Source organism: Leptospira noguchii serovar Panama str. CZ214 (assembly GCF_000306255.2).
Classification (GTDB): Bacteria; Spirochaetota; Leptospiria; order Leptospirales; family Leptospiraceae; genus Leptospira; species Leptospira noguchii.
On the sequence record NZ_AKWY02000015.1, the window covers coordinates 94,002 to 109,223 of the forward strand.

The 15,222-nt window shown below is 34.2% G+C and carries 13 protein-coding genes, 2 tRNA genes and 2 pseudogenes; 12 read left to right on the plus strand and 5 right to left on the minus strand.

Features of this window, described 5'->3' with window-relative positions; translation table 11 throughout:
• Positions 1-19: 19 nt before the first annotated feature.
• Together flaA1 and greA are read left to right on the plus strand one after the other, a co-directional pair.
• Positions 20-970, plus strand: coding sequence for a flagellar filament outer layer protein FlaA1 (flaA1, locus tag LEP1GSC059_RS06120; protein WP_002176389.1), 951 nt, complete (start codon positions 20-22; stop codon positions 968-970).
• Between the two features lie 196 nt (positions 971-1,166).
• Positions 1,167-3,947 (plus strand): transcription elongation factor GreA, encoded by a 2,781-nt coding sequence (gene greA / locus LEP1GSC059_RS06125; RefSeq protein WP_002176403.1) that lies wholly within the window; start codon positions 1,167-1,169, stop codon positions 3,945-3,947.
• A gap of 197 nt (positions 3,948-4,144) precedes the next feature.
• Here greA and LEP1GSC059_RS06130 read toward each other — a convergent pair whose 3' ends face one another.
• Entirely contained in the window at positions 4,145-4,396 is a 252-nt protein-coding gene (locus LEP1GSC059_RS06130) for a hypothetical protein (RefSeq protein WP_002176198.1), read from the minus strand.
• Between the two features lie 804 nt (positions 4,397-5,200).
• Here LEP1GSC059_RS06130 and LEP1GSC059_RS24075 point away from each other — a divergent pair.
• The 10 genes and pseudogenes from LEP1GSC059_RS24075 to LEP1GSC059_RS06185 form a co-directional block, all read left to right on the plus strand.
• Positions 5,201-5,469 (plus strand): annotated as a pseudogene (locus tag LEP1GSC059_RS24075) (integrase core domain-containing protein); the annotation flags it as partial.
• Positions 5,470-6,640: 1,171 nt separating this feature from the next.
• The gene (locus tag LEP1GSC059_RS06145) at positions 6,641-7,273 is read left to right on the plus strand and encodes a Crp/Fnr family transcriptional regulator (protein ID WP_036025069.1); all 633 of its coding nucleotides are present in this window, start codon (positions 6,641-6,643) and stop codon (positions 7,271-7,273) included.
• The gene (locus LEP1GSC059_RS06150) at positions 7,270-8,442 is read left to right on the plus strand and encodes an acyltransferase family protein (RefSeq protein WP_017214141.1); all 1,173 of its coding nucleotides are present in this window, start codon (positions 7,270-7,272) and stop codon (positions 8,440-8,442) included. The genes LEP1GSC059_RS06145 and LEP1GSC059_RS06150 overlap by 4 nt, the downstream gene beginning before the upstream one ends.
• 10 nt (positions 8,443-8,452) lie before the next feature.
• Positions 8,453-9,823, plus strand: coding sequence for a YncE family protein (locus tag LEP1GSC059_RS06155; protein ID WP_020980456.1), 1,371 nt, complete (start codon positions 8,453-8,455; stop codon positions 9,821-9,823).
• A 67-nt stretch (positions 9,824-9,890) separates the two neighbouring features.
• Positions 9,891-9,964 (plus strand) — tRNA-Ile (locus LEP1GSC059_RS06160).
• A gap of 14 nt (positions 9,965-9,978) precedes the next feature.
• Positions 9,979-10,051: transfer RNA gene (locus LEP1GSC059_RS06165), tRNA-Ala, on the plus strand.
• A 1,005-nt stretch (positions 10,052-11,056) separates the two neighbouring features.
• Positions 11,057-11,290: a hypothetical protein gene (locus tag LEP1GSC059_RS06170; protein ID WP_004430990.1), complete on the plus strand. Its 234-nt coding sequence runs from the start codon at positions 11,057-11,059 to the stop codon at positions 11,288-11,290.
• 1 nt (position 11,291) lies between these two features.
• Positions 11,292-11,561, plus strand: coding sequence for a hypothetical protein (locus LEP1GSC059_RS06175; protein WP_017214143.1), 270 nt, complete (start codon positions 11,292-11,294; stop codon positions 11,559-11,561).
• A gap of 1 nt (position 11,562) precedes the next feature.
• Positions 11,563-11,787 (plus strand): hypothetical protein, encoded by a 225-nt coding sequence (locus tag LEP1GSC059_RS06180; RefSeq protein WP_020980465.1) that lies wholly within the window; start codon positions 11,563-11,565, stop codon positions 11,785-11,787.
• Between the two features lie 74 nt (positions 11,788-11,861).
• Positions 11,862-12,305: a cupin domain-containing protein gene (locus LEP1GSC059_RS06185; RefSeq protein WP_017214145.1), complete on the plus strand. Its 444-nt coding sequence runs from the start codon at positions 11,862-11,864 to the stop codon at positions 12,303-12,305.
• 81 nt (positions 12,306-12,386) lie between these two features.
• Here the strand turns inward: LEP1GSC059_RS06185 and LEP1GSC059_RS06190 are convergent, their stop codons facing one another.
• The 4 genes and pseudogenes from LEP1GSC059_RS06190 to LEP1GSC059_RS06210 all read right to left on the minus strand — a co-directional run.
• On the minus strand, positions 12,387-13,133 hold the full coding sequence (locus tag LEP1GSC059_RS06190; protein ID WP_017214146.1) for an enoyl-CoA hydratase/isomerase family protein: 747 nt from the start codon (positions 13,131-13,133) through the stop codon (positions 12,387-12,389).
• A 496-nt stretch (positions 13,134-13,629) separates the two neighbouring features.
• Entirely contained in the window at positions 13,630-13,851 is a 222-nt protein-coding gene (locus LEP1GSC059_RS06200) for a hypothetical protein (RefSeq protein WP_004440096.1), read from the minus strand.
• Positions 13,852-14,075: 224 nt separating this feature from the next.
• Complete coding sequence (gene thiM / locus LEP1GSC059_RS06205) at positions 14,076-14,873, minus strand: hydroxyethylthiazole kinase (RefSeq protein ID WP_017214149.1); 798 nt, start codon at positions 14,871-14,873, stop codon at positions 14,076-14,078.
• Positions 14,874-15,021: 148 nt separating this feature from the next.
• Positions 15,022-15,222: pseudogene (locus LEP1GSC059_RS06210) on the minus strand (hypothetical protein); the annotation flags it as partial.

The window sequence follows — 15,222 nt, forward strand, 5'->3', positions numbered from 1 at the left end:
CGGGAAAAGGAAAGTAAACATGAGAAGATTCATGAACTCGTTCAAAATCACTACGGCTCTAACTACAATTATAGGAGGAGTCATTCTATTAGGAATCGTGAATGGACAAAACATCATTAAAGGCAAACGTGGAATCGATACCGCTACAGGAATCGATGTAAGTGGTCTGGAACTCAGATCTATCACGGTGGAATCTTGGGATAATCCGGCGCCTTCGGCTCCTTATGGCTGGGAAGTTACTACCGATAAGGATACACAACAGCCACAAGGTGGACAACAGCAAACGTATCAAGCGACTGCACAAAACGCTCAAGCTCTAAGAGAAGTAAAACTAATTTCAGGTAAACCTGGAGATATAAAGAACGTAGATGCAGGGACCGCAAAGGTTTTAGGAGTTAAATTTCAATTCACTTATCCAGGTGAGAATGCTGTAACGATTCGCCCTCCTAGAATTCCTGAATACGAAATACTTCGTACTAAGGCATACTTAGATGCAAACAATCAGAAAAAAGTTTCTAAAATCTACGGAGTGGAATTTCCGGGAGTTAGTAAGGCAATGTCTGTTTGGGTTTGTGGAAGAGGAAACGAGTATAATTTAGAAGGTTGGATTGAAGATTGGAAAGGAGACACTCACATTCTTCAATTTGGGTCTTTAGACTTTATCGGATGGAGACCATTGACCGTTTATATTCCTCAAGGAGTTCCTCAGGATGTAAATTCCTACCCACAAGTAAAGACGATCGTTTTCAAACAGTTTAAAGTTCGTTCTCGTCCGGATACGAGCGGAGAAACAGTGTATCTTTTCTTTGATGAGTTAAGAGTATTATCCGATGTATTCGAAGTTCACTTTGACGGAGCGTCTATCGATTTCGATGACGAAGATTGCAGAAGCAAACATAAATTGGATAAGATGCTCAAGACCAAAGTCGAAAAAGAATGTGGTACCGGCGGCGGTGCTGCAGGCAAGTAAAAAGTTTTTAAGGAAAAACGGGATATTCTTAAATCCCGTTTTTCACTTTCTCAGGCTTTCTTCTTCTCTCTAAATTCTGGTTTACGGATAAGCCAACTCGCCTATAATTGATAAATACAGGGCTGTCAGAGAGGAATTTTACCCCAAACGTCCCAATTTTCATCATCAAGCCGAAACTCAATCGGTGGAGTATCCTATGTCTAACGAAATATCAGCAACTACGGAATCCAGACCGGCTAACGATCTGGATAAGCTGACATCTCTTTTTAACGAAGAAATTTACGTTCGCACCGATGCGAATTCCATTCCTGCGTCCAAGTTCAAGATTTTTGATGATCTCATTGAATTTTATAAGTCTGCCGGAAAAATAGACGAAGCAAAACGAAAAATCGAAGAATATCTCTCCGAACACGAAGACAGTATTTCAGCAAGATATTTACTTGGAATTCTTTCTTTGGAAAGAGGAGAAATAAGCGATTCTGGTCTTTTAAAAAATCTATTAGAATCTTTTAAAGTAGCTGGTAAGTGGGCGATCATAGAACACATTACAGATCAAATCCTGAAATATGGAGATCAAAGGCTCGCGCTTAAATACAAAGCAGAGGCTCTTGAAAAATTAAAAAAGAATAAAGAACTTAAAGTTGTATTAGAAAAGCTTGCAAAACACGATCGTAAAAATCCCGAAATTTTAAAAAAATACGCACTTTCTATTTTAGAAGAAAATAAAGAAAAGGCGATTACGTATCTCAAACAAGCGATCGAAACTTTTGCTAAGACAAAGGACTACGTTCAGTTAGAAGAGATCTGGTCGATCATCGTAAACAATAACCACGAGGACCTTCAATTTTTTGAAAGAATTGAAAGAATCATGTTGGGTCATCGCGAAAGAACCAGACTTGTGGGTTATCTTTATCCGATCGTGGAACCTTATAAACAGTTAGAAGACTGGGACAAGGTAATTTATCTTTTAAAGAAGATTTTGGAACACGAATCTTCTTCCAACAAAGCTAGAAACGAACTCATCCGAGCTTATAAAGCGAAGTATACAAATCATTCTCTTTTGGAAGATTTTCTCAAAATGTCTGAGATCGGTAACAATAGAAAACCGATCAAAGTTTGTATCGCAAATTTCGAAAGAAACATCGTATTCGATACCAACAACTACGTTCTTCATAGAAACTGGGGTGTAGGGAAAATTACTTCTATTTCTCCTAACGGAGATTCTATCTTTGTAGACTTTAAAGATAAGAAGGATCATAAACTTTCAATTCAGATGGCGATTACTAGTTTAAAACCTCTGAAAAGAGATCACATATGGGTGAAATATTATGAAAATAAAGACGAGATTACGGAATTATTTAAAAATAATATTCCCGATTTTTTTAAGGAACTTTTAACTTCTTTTAACAACAGAATGTTGACCGCGGATATTAAATCGGAAGTTTCTGGAAAATTTCTTCCGGTTGCAGAATGGTCTAAGTGGTGGAACAAAGCTAAGAATATCATTAAAAAAGAACCCAATATAGGATTTGATCCAAAGAAAAAAGACGAATTAGTATATCGTGAAAAAGCGATTTCTTTGTCGGAAGAATTGTCGGAGAAGTTTGCCCACCAGACGGACGCAAATAAAAAGTTAGATATTGCAATGGAGGCTTTAGATAACCGAGAGGATGCGGAAGGCGCCATTGAAACTTTCAATCATTTTTATTATGAAGAAGAGGAAGCGGCTGATCCGGTTCGTAAGATCGTAGCGTTTTTATATCTGCAAACCGCGTCGGAAGAACTTGGAGACGATGAAATTCCGAGACATCTAAACGAGTCTAAAATTGCGGAACTGATCAAGTCCTTACCGGTCAGTTCTTTGATTGAAGTTTCCACTAAGATCGGAAATGCGGAAATCAAAAAGGGTTATGTAAATTTAGTTCGCAAACACGCTCATAGTCCGGAAGAGGTCTTGACTGGAATTCTTTTTGAAGTTCCGATCAAGGTGAACAAATACGTATTCTCCATCTTGGAAGAAGAAGGTAAGTTTGATCTTCTTAATTCATTTATTAAATCTGCGGGCACAAGAGCAAAAGAAACTCCTGAAGTTTTTATCTGGGTCGCTAAGTCGATCCTTACCAAAATTTGGGAAGGAGAATGGCTTTTGTCTTCTAAACAAGAAGAACGTCTTGAGTTGATCCTTAAGGTTTTCCGTATGTTTAAACCTCTTGCTAAGATAGAGGATAAAGGAACTAAACTTAAGAATGCTTGTAAGGAAATCCTACACGGTAACGACGACGAGATTTTACGCGAGGCGATCCATTCCGGAGATTCTGAATACATCCGTAAGTTATACGCCCTTTATAAAGAAGTTCCATATTTTACCGATCTTGAAAAAGAACGCCTATATTCTTTGATTGTCGAGTTGAAACCTGACGTCGCTTGGGAAGAAGATGAAGACGAGGATGAAGAGGACGATGACATTCTTGCGCGTATTCCTGAAGGTGCTATTTTAGTTACAAGGCGCGCGCTCAACCGGAAGAAAGAAGAATTTGAACACCTTCTTAATGTAGAAATGCCGGAAAATTCCAAAGATATTGGAGAAGCCCAGGAAAGAGGGGATTTACGGGAAAACGCTGAATATAAAGCTGCTATGGAAAAACAGGTTCAATTGCAAGCGGCTATCAAGAGACTGGAAGCGGAAATCAAAAGCGCGATTATTTTGGACCTTACCAATGTCAAAACGGATAAGATCAATATTGGAGTTACCGCAAAACTCAAAAACGAATCCACGGGAGAAGTTGTAGCTTATTCCATTTTAGGCGCTTGGGATGCTGATACAGAAAAACATATTATCAGCTATCAGTCTCCACTGGCTAAATCTTTGCTTGGTAAAAAAACAGGGGATTCCGCCGTTTTAAATCTTACCGGAGCGGAAACCCGTTATACGGTTTTGGATATTAGCAGATTTTCTTTACAAAGCCAAGAAAATTAGAAAAATATTCAGAAAATTGAATATATTAAAAAATCCTGGATCGTTTTCCGATTCAGGATTTTTTTTGTCTATTGAGAAGACAAAAAATAAAGACTGATTAAAAATTCAGTAACGTTTTTAACGCACATTCCTGACGGTAACGTTCACGGACACGTTTTATAGAACGCCTTGTGTTTTAATAAAAACTTCTCTGTTTTTTATGCAGTTTTACTTTTGTAATCTTCTACATTTTTATTTGTATTCATCAAAGTTATTTCGGTCGGAAGAATATGTCGTTGTATGTAAACGAGTAGTTCTTCGGCGTTGAGTTTTTGTATCATTGTTTCCGGAATCCGATTCCAGCACTGATCGAATACCGTTCTTACATTGAGTCCTTTTGATTTTAGTTCTCCTACTTGATCACAGAGGAAGCGTATTTTCACTCGATCTTTTTTGATTATATTTGCCATTTTTTTCTCCTTTTTCGTGATTTTACGTTTGCTTACGGCATTATATTGAAATTTTATAATATATGAATTTTACTTTACGGTTGTGAAAGTAATCTAACATTGAAATCTAAAAGTAATTTGTCTTTTTGAGATCCATTAATCGTTAAACTTGCGTTATTTGGAATCTATATGACTCTTTCAATCGATTATAAATGAACCTACGGACAAAAATCTCATCATACGAGCTTATTTAGACGTTTTTTTTGATAAAAATGTTTCAGGTTTATTTTTTGGGTTCTATAACATAATTGCGGATTTTTGAATATTCTCTTCTCATCTATTTGGTACCAATTTTTTTCTTTGAATTATAATTAAAAAAGGCGCTACTTGGAATTTTATTACAGGTGTTACTGATCTCTATAAAATTGAGTACCGTTAATTTTATCACAAAACACTGATTCCATGCAAAATATTAGGTACTTTATTATATAGTTATGAGTAATATTTTTCATTTAATACTCGGGCGCATAAATAGAATACTTGGGTTAGATTGTTTCAATAATTTGAATGTTTTGGTTCTGCTCCAAAATGCCGAAATCCCGTATTTGCTTTATTTTTTAAATACCGCTATTTTTTTCCCAAATTCGATCGTTAATAAACTTGGTACTATTTTCTTGTGTTCAGTAATAAACAAATAGCTTTGTGATAAAAATTCTAGAGATTCAATAGAGTTGTTGAAAAATTAATTCTTTATCAGTTTGCGTTTCATGGAAACGGTCGATTGAATCAGTTTTGTTGACCTGGACTATGGAATTTTTCAACAACTCTAATTATTACTCGAACGGAATTCGAAAATATTTGCTCAGCAACAAAATTCGAATGAGCAATAGCAGAAAAGGGAATTGTTGGGACAACGCAGCCGCAAGTCCTTCTTTGGTTCTCTGAAGAGAGAAATGGAATATAATTACTTCTATAAAATTCAAGAAGCGGAAGAATTACTTTTTGATCATATAGAGGTTTATTATAATAGACACAGATCTCATTCGTCATTAGACTTTGTAAGTCCTGTACAATTTGAAGTAAATGCTGCGTAAAAATGTGCCCAATAATTCGTCACTAGGTTAGTTAAAACGTTTTTTGTTTTTTGAATTACTACTTGGACATACTAAAAGTTCCAGATCGATTTTACCAAAGATGTGATGTTTTCAATAGATTCTATTAACTTCAATTGATTGGCTTTTTGAAATAGTTCAGCATAAATTATTTTGATTTGCGTCCGAGTAGTAAAAAGGAGCGAAAATGCAGATTTTTTTAAGTGTTCCGACAAAATTAGACCTTTTTACTTGCAAAAAGTATGATTTTCTGATATAGAAAAAAATCTTCCGAACTTTTTCATCTTCACTTTGAGAACTACAATAAAGATGATATGTTATACGTTTCTTATATACAATTTATTGACCAGAGCTGAGAGCCCAGTCCGGTTACCATACAGCCGGATTTGCCCAAATTTTCTAAAAATATAAGTTCCTACATTTCTTAGAATTTATTCGTAAAATCTTGATTTGCAGTAGTTCCTGCGTTTTGGAATCGATCCACAAAGTTTAAATCTCAATTTTTTTCAGAAAAATGAATTCCTTATACCGAATTCACATTAAAATCAATAGTCTAGGATCTAGGAAATTTTTTCTAAAAGTAAGAGTTACCACGTTTTCAAAATGGATTTGTAAAAACCAAACTTATAGTAGTTCCCACATTTTATTTTTTACGGAAAAAATAAGATTAGAGACATCAAATTTATATTAAATTCCCTATTAGATAAGTATTGGAGTTGTTGAAAAATGAATCCTCCATCAGTTTTTGTTTCATGGAAACTGTAGATTAAAGCAGTTTTGTTGATCTGAGCTATAGAATTTTTGAACAACTTTATTAAATCAATTATGACTGTAGTTTCCAGTTCGTTTTAAAATAGAGTGAACTTCTATAAAATTCAAAAATAAGGATTTGAAAATCAAATTTTTACGTAAAATCGTTGTTTTGCGATTATCATCGAATTCAAAATTTATTTTATAGAGGTTTAAGAGTTGCTATAAGATTTTACCTTCGGCCTTGGGTGCAATTTTTATTTCAATATAGGCTTTTTATAATTTGCCTTAGAAGTTTTGCTTCTAGGATTTTAGTTGATCTAAGTTCTGAAACTTTCAATGCTGGTCCAATTTCCAAAAAAATGAATTGATTGTGATATTATAATTAAGGTCCGTTAAAACTATGAAAGTAACCCAATCCATGGTTGAGAAATTAGGGGTCGAATTCAAAGAATCCGATATTATCTTTGAGGAGAATCAAGAAGCGGAAGAAATGTATTTGATCGTTAACGGGAAAGTCGGAATTCACAAAAAAGTAAAAGAAGCCTATAAACTCCTCGTAGAATTAAAAGAGGGAGATATGTTCGGCGAAATGGCACTGATCGATAGAACTCCTCGAAGCGCAAGAGCGGTTGCAAAGACTGACGTTTCACTCATTGCAATCAATGAAAGTGCATTTTTCAATTTGATACGAACCAATCCCGGCTTTTCCATGAAAATTGTTAAAATTCTTACTTCCAGATTAAGAGAAACCAATAAAACGATCACTACTCTTTTAAAAGCGGATAAAAAGAATTTAGTAACTTCGGCTCTGATTAATTTTTCTCAAACATATGGAACACAAGAAGGCAGTGTTTGTAAAATTCCTCTGAACCATTTTATTCGATGGGCGATTCTTAGAGTTGGACTGGAACATAAGGACTTGGTAAGTGCAATCAATCTATTAGTAAAAGATAAAATGGTGGAACAAAAAAAAGAAGATCCTGCGACGTTGATCCTTCGAGATTCTCTTTTTAAATATACGGTGGATGTTTGAACCTTAAGTCGACTTTATCTAAAACTCGAAAAAGACTTCTTTATTTAGATAATCTTCGTTCTTTTGCTCTTTTAATTGGTCTAGTATTTCACGTTGCGATCGTTTACGCTGCCGAAATCAAATATCCCCTAAGGAACGAACAAGGATCGGAGATTTTCGACATATTCGGTGAATGGGTTCACATCTTTAGGATGCCTCTTTTTTTCTTTCTTTCAGGATATTTTACGGAGGCGATTTTTAGAACCAAAACTCTGAAAGAGTTTTTAAGAATGAGAATTTTTAGGATTTTTATTCCGACGCTTGTCGGGATTTTACTTTTTGCACCTATGCAATCCTATGTGTCTCTTTTACAAGCCGGAACTAAAATTTCTTACTTTGATTTCTATTTTAAAATATTCTTAAATTATAATATTCGACCTTCTCATCTCTGGTTTCTTTATTTTCTGATCTTATTTACGATACTTCATCTTCTAACCCGAAAGATTACACTTCCTTTGGCGTTTCTTTTGAATAAAGAATCAAACCAAAAAAGTTTTATACAAGAATTTAAGACGATCCTCGTTTTTACTTTTATTAGTTTTGTAGGTACTTGTATGATCAATTTCTATTTTTTGAAAGATGAATCCTGGTTTGCAATTGAACCAGTAAACTTTGTTTATAATTTTACTTTTTTTCTCTGTGGAAGTTTTTTGATTTCTAAGGAAACTTTTCTTTTGGAACCTCAATCGGATCGTTTTTGGATCTGGGCTCCTCTTGCTTTACTTTCGTTCTGGGGATTTTACGAGATCAGTAGGATAGATCCATTTTGGTCTTACTTTGGTTATACTGGAAATTGGAGAAGGATGTTACATATTTTTTCTAAGTGCGCCGCCGGTTGGTTGATGATCCGGCTTTTGATCGGTCTGTTTCAGAAATTTTTCGATTTTAAAAACGATCGAACTGAATATATGAGGACCGCAAGTCTTCCTATCTATCTTTTGCACCATCCTGTTTCTCTTTTGGCCGGTTATTTTGTGGTTCATTCTTCCTTGGGGATTGCGGAAAAATTTATCCTGCATCTTTTATCGGTTTTTGGAATCACATTCGCAATTTATCATTTTCTAATACGTCCTTTTTACTGGACCAACTTGATTTTAGGAAATCAAACACAAGCTAAAAAGAACATCTAAGGAGTATTTCTTGAATTCAAATCTAAAAAAAAATCATCTAAAACTTATCAAAATAAAATCGGATGTAACTCTGTTAATTCCTATATTTCTATTTTTAGTATGCTGTAAAAGCGGAGATTCTTCTTTATTTTCCTCTCCAATCAATCGAGAAAAAAACGGAACCGAAATTGTTAAGTTTAACATTCATCCTTATAAAGGAACCGTAATACGATCTGGTGAAGAGCTTCTTTCTTTTAAAATTTTAGAAGTGGATAAGAATATTGCTTTGGTTGAAATGGTAGTTCCGGTTTATAAGGACGGAAAAGAAATTGAATTAAAATTTTCTTCTCCTGGTTTTCAAAATTCTTCTTACCGTATCAAAAAGGCGGAAGAGCTGAATGAAAAACTGATAGCTTTGGATAAAGAGGGCATAACGCACCGTTTTATCTCAAGATTTAAAACTGGATTTCAACCTAAAAGTGTTCGATTTATTGACAATACTAGACTTGCAATTCCGCTTTTAGAAGATGAAGGTATGGACGTTTTGGATATAAATACCGGCGAAACCGTCAGACTTTCTCCTCCTGAAAAGTACAAAAAGAAATTGGGTTTTGTGGAAACAATTTCGATTCCGGAGCATAACGAACTCTGGGTCAGCCAAATGCAGGCGAATGCGGTTCACGTGTTCGATTTAAAAACTCTCGCGTATAAAGCGACAGTTGATCTAAACGGTAAGTGGTCTAAAATTCTTCTTTATGATCCGACACGAGATTTAGTCTATTGTTCCAATTGGATCAGTGAGGATATTTCCGTTATCGATAGAAAAACGAAAACGGAAATTCGTAAAACGGATAAGATTGGTCTTCCACGCGGACTTCTTCTTTCGAAAGACGGTAAAGAATTATACATCGCTCAATTCTCCGCGAGTAATCAAGAATCTGGAGGTGGTAGACTTGGAATTTATTCCATGGATAAGGAAAAGCTCATCGATACGATTGGACCTCCGGGAAACAAACGTCATATCGTTTCCGGCAACACTGAAAGTAAGATTTATGTTTCTGATATGTGTTGTAGCAAAATCGAAGTTTATGATTTAAAAGAAAAAAAAGTTCAAAAGTCGATTCCTGTATTCGATAAACCGAATACGATTGCTCTTTCTCCTGACAGAAAATATCTTTATGTTTCTTGTAGAGGTCCTAACCATCCAACTGAAGGTTATCTCAAAAAAGGTTTGGTGCTTGGAAGAGTGTATGTCATTGACACGACTACAGACACGGTTAAGGAATTTTGGGAAGCTGGTAATCAACCTACGGGCCTTGACGTTTCACCCGACAATCGTTACTTAGTAATTTCAGATTTTTTAGATCATCAAATTCGAGTTTATAGAAGGAACGGTTTTTAAGTCTGCAACAGTTTTTTAGTAAAAAACTGTTGCATTTGAGAATTCAACCAAAAACATGTCTCTTACCGGGCCTGTAGCTCAGCTGGTTAGAGCACACGCTTGATAAGCGTGGGGTCATGTGTTCAAATCACATCAGGCCCAGCCGGTATTAACAAGGGGCTTTAGCTCAGCTGGGAGAGCATCTGATTTGCATTCAGAAGGTCGTCGGTTCGATCCCGACAAGCTCCAACCGAATTTCTTACCACATCAATTCGGTTAATATTCCCTTTTTTTAAAATTTGAAAACAAAACTCGGCTTTTAGGTTTATCTAATATATTCTATTTTTTGAATTTAGTTTAACTTATATTTCAGCCTAAATTTTTTAGAGTTTGTTTGTAAAAATTACGCCGAACTTACGTTACATTTAGATTCAAACGCTAAACACAATAGAATAAAAAACTAAATTTCTAATCGTTGTGTGTAAGGATTTTATTGGGTCACTCGTGCTCTTGTTTTCGGCTGAGTTGTTTGAGAACTTAGAATATCGTTCTCTATGATTCTGGTGTTAGATTTCAATTCTATATCAACATGAGTTTGATATAAGAAAATCTGGCTCTCGCTCTGGTTAATCAATTGTATGCAGGAAATAGCATATAACAATCGTCTTTAATTTGAAAGAGTGTTTTGCTGAACTCCCTCCTATCGATCCTTTTTGTATTATACCAAATACACGTTAAGTTAGAGTTGTTGAAAAAATCATACAAACGATTTTACACATTCATTTTAATGAAAAAAACGGAAGGGAACTAATTTTTCAACAATTCTATTATATACTTAAGAATGAGTTTGTTCAATTTTAAATGTGAATTCATTCATAGGTTTTATCTTATAATCTCAAAAATAAGGGAATTTAAAACTGATAAAAAATCTAAGTTTTCAAAAAGATTTTATATAAAAGGAATATTCATTCTTGAAAAATGGATTTTTATGATTCATATAAATTTCCTGATTTATAACGAGGTTCCCTAAAATCTAAAAAATGAGATGAGTATTTTGAGAATATATCTCAAAATACTGTAGGTCGTTTTAACACATTAGAAACGGCTTTTAGTATGATTCTAATGAATATAGAAATATTAATAATTTTTAAAAGAAACGTTTTGATCTATTTTTTAACTCTTTTCTGGTATTTTATTGACTTAAAAAATCAAGTGCGAATTTTGTTTTGAAAAATACTACATTTTGGAGCTTGTATGCGCTTTTTAAAGTTTGGGGCAATTTTATTTCCCCTACTATTTACTGCAAATTGTGTGAAGTATCGAGTCGGATCCGGCGCTTTTGCTGGAGATCGCCTTTATCTAATCGTTCATAAGGATACAGGAAATCCTTATGATCCTAAACGTCTTTCAAGTCAATTGGTTCTATGTAATATCGACGCAAATGATTTACTCGATTGTAAACCTGCTGTGATAAAAGGGTTAAGATAATATGAAAAAAAATATGATTTTATTTTTCTTTTTAGCAATCGTACTATTTACTTTGGTACAATGTTCAACAGTTCATCTTGCGAAAGTAAGCGTCTTCGATAAGGACAAAATCGTTCTTCATAGAAATTTTTGTCCCACACAAAGTTGTGGTGGTTCTTTCGACGATTATATTGACGATTATATTTGTGTTGTCGAAAAAAACGGAGATCTAACTTGCAACGATGTAAATGAAAAGTATAAAAATCCAAGTATTATTAAGGAAGCATATTAAGATGAAAATGTTAACTAGCTTGTTTCTCGTTGTATTTGCTCTTTTTATGGCAAACTGTAAGTCGTCGTCTACTACGGACGTAGTTAAAACATCAAAAGGTTTTTATAGATTTTATGAAACTCGTGATTTTATTTCAATTTCCAGTTCAAAAGTAGAATTTTGCGCTATAGATGCAAAAACAAGTGCGATTACTTGTAAAGACGTAACTGTCAATTACGGGTTTTAGTCTTGTTTTTAGTAGGAAATCGATTTCTTTTGATTTCCTACTAGGGTTTCTATTCTGAGTATTTAAATCTGATCATGAATAAAGTTTTTTTTATAATATTTCTTGGAACTGTTCTAGTATTTACTGATTGTCGCAAAGAAGTTCCTACCTCGTCCCCGCTTAGAAAAATTAATCTACAAACTTTTCTTAATTCCTCAGAAACGAAAAAATTTTCGGTTGAGTTGGCCAATGGTAAGATTGGGGTAAACGTATTCAATATTCCTAAATTACCTAAGAAAATTCATCTTGTTCTTAGAAACGACGATTGTGTTTATTATGTAATTCGTGGAAGTCTTCAGCTTACCTTGCCTGGAGCCGAACCTATAATGTTACAATCAGAAGAGGTTCTTTTTATACCGTCTGGAATTGTACATTCGATTTCGTCTGATCAAGTAAATTCAAAAGTACTAATGATAAAGAGTTCCAATACTTCCGAGGTCGAATACTTACAAGAATCGGAAATTGCACCTCAACTTTAAACAAGATTTTGAGGTTTTATGATTCGGTGAAAAATTCTATAAAAGCTAAATTTCAAATAATGAAATTTTTATAAAGGGTATTCACTGCTGTATCGTTGCCGCGTAGTTTTGAACTTTTTGAAAAAATTTAGGATCTTCTAATACGGAAACAAATTCGTCAAATTCGTTTTTTAAATTTTCGTATAAATTCCCCATAAAATAATTATTCGAGATTCGTTTCAATGTGGATAACATATTCAAATTCCATTGTGAAAGTTTAGAAGCGATTTGGAGCGAGTGTTGTAATATGTTATCGCCTTCGTAGATCTCGTCTATAATTCCCAAATTCAAAGCCTGAGAAGATCGAATCGGATCTCCTTTTAGAGTTAAACTCAAAGATTTAGTAGGTCCAATTTTTCTTGCGAGTGTAGTAATTAGAGGAGGGCCTCCAAATCGAATTTCCGGCCTGAAAAGAATCGCTTTTTTTTCAGAGACGATGTAGTCTCCACAAAGAGCAAGATCAAAACCTCCCGCGGATGCAAATCCTTTTAATATTGTAACCACTGGTTTGGGAAAGCTGTAAAGCGCATAATGATACTCTAATATTCTATGCCGAAATGATTCTAATTTTGTTTGAATTACTTCTTCTAAGTCGTATCCACTTGAAAAGTGTTTGCCTGAAGAATTGAGTAAAATTGCTTTTACGGATTCGTTATTTGCGTTTACATTGAATACGTTTTCAAGTTCGTCTCTAATTTGTACGTTTAGTGAGTTGGATTTTTCGGGTCGATTGAGGGTTACGATTAAAACCTGATTTCTAATTTCGGTAAGTAAAAACTGATATTCCATTTTTTTGATCCTTTTGAACTTGAGTTAAACGCGCCTGATCTTAATTTTGAAGGCGTTCTATGCAAGAAAAATTTATAAAAAATGATTCATTGTTTAATTATACAAACCTTCGATAAAATAAATTTAGAGTTTTATATAAACGTATATTCAGGATTTTTGATTTAGTAAGATTCATTTTTTAAAAATTTTCTAATTTTTCTTTATCAGTTTCATCAATTAAAAAATCAATTCTGCGAAGTCATATTTTTTTGTTTCGGATGCAAGTTTTGGTTTTAAAGTGGAATTGTATCGAATCAATTCTAGAATCGGAATTAGTTGATTTTTAGAATTTTCATAAATTCGCAAAGTTTGGATACTCTTAAGGAAAGTTTCGAAAGATGCGGTTTTTCCATTAGAGTTGTTGATTAATTAATTTTTCACTTAGTTTCTGTTTCATAGAAACGGTTGATTGAAGCAATTTTGTTAATTTTAACTATGGAATTTTTCAACAACTCTATTATATGTAAATGATTTTTTCGTTTTGAATTTGGGGTTCTAATCCCGATTGATACGCTTCTTTAACGATTGATTTTTTAATCGTATCTAAATCAAATGAATATTTTTTTAGTTGTTTTGCTTCAATTTCAATCTGTATACATTTTTCCTGATATTTTTTAATTTCAAAAAATTGAATGTATTTTTCTGCTTTAATGCTATCGATTACGAATTTATCTTCCATTTGACTTTCGTTTAATTTAAAGTGAACATGAATCTTTTTTTGGGGTAGGCATCCGTTGACAAGAAATGCTAACAAAAATAAGATAGACTTGTTTATTTTTATTATGTAGTTCTTACTGATTCCTGTATATTCGAATACCATAATTTTTGAAAGTAATTTCTATTTCGAGAACAGAATTTTAGGGTTCTATACTATATTTCTGAGTAATTAAAATTGATTTATAATCATTTTTCTGTCGAAAGTAGATTCAATTGATCTAAAAAATTGACTGCAAAACTTCCAGGACCTTTTGATATTTTTGCGGATCGTGTTCCTGCAATTGCAAAAATTGCGGACGCGGACGCGGTTGCTCGTAGAGGATCTTTTTGAATTCCTAAAAAAGATGCGATTACACCTCCTAAGGAACAACCGACTCCGGTTACCTGCGTCATGATAGGATCTCCTCCGCTGATCGAAATGGTTTCTTTTCCGTTTGTTACGTAATCTATTTCCCCGCTGATTGCAATTACGGCTCCTGTTTTTTCGGCGAGTATTTTAGCAAAAGGTAAAGCGTCAGAAGAGAGGGCCGTGGAATCAACTCCTTTACCTCCCCCTTCTGTTCCGGCTAACGCTAGTATTTCGGACGCGTTTCCTCGAATTACAGTCGGTTTGAAATTGAGTAATTCTTTTGCTAATTCTGTTCTAAATCCGAGCGCTCCCACGGCTACTGGATCTAATACCCAGGGCGTTTTTGTTTGATGGGCCGCCGCCGCCGCGATTTTCATGGCGATTGAATCTTCTGAAGTGACCGTACCTACATTGATCAATAATGCACTTGCAATTTTTGCAAATTCTCCTGCTTCCTCTTTTGCGATTACCATAGCAGGGGATGAACCTATCGCAAGTAACACGTTAGCAGTCCAATTGGTTACTACTATGTTAGTCATAACATGTGTTAGGGGAGATTGTTTTCTAAGTTCAAATAGATCTTCTACGATTTCTTTTGCTGGCCAGATTCTTTCTATAATTGTAGTTTTTGACACGTTTTGATTTTAGAGACGCAATGAATCTTGTAAAGAACTTTACTTTTTGATGTCCCCACCCACAAGTATACTTCCAGAAACGCATCTAAAACGAGACTGAAAAGTATAAAAAAATACTAAAAAACATTCTTTTAAGAATCTTTTTGGTTCAAAGTTGAGAAGAATTTCTAAGGTTTGTTTCTCTTTCGAAACGAGATTTCATAGATTTAAGAGCTTCAATAAGTGATTGATATTGATGAAAGGAGAGTTTTTCGGAAGGAATTTTGAAGGTTTTTTGAGCCATCGATTCCAAAGAAATCTGATACGGTGCAATTTTTATTCACTTGAGAGAGAAGTATTTTGGTCATTT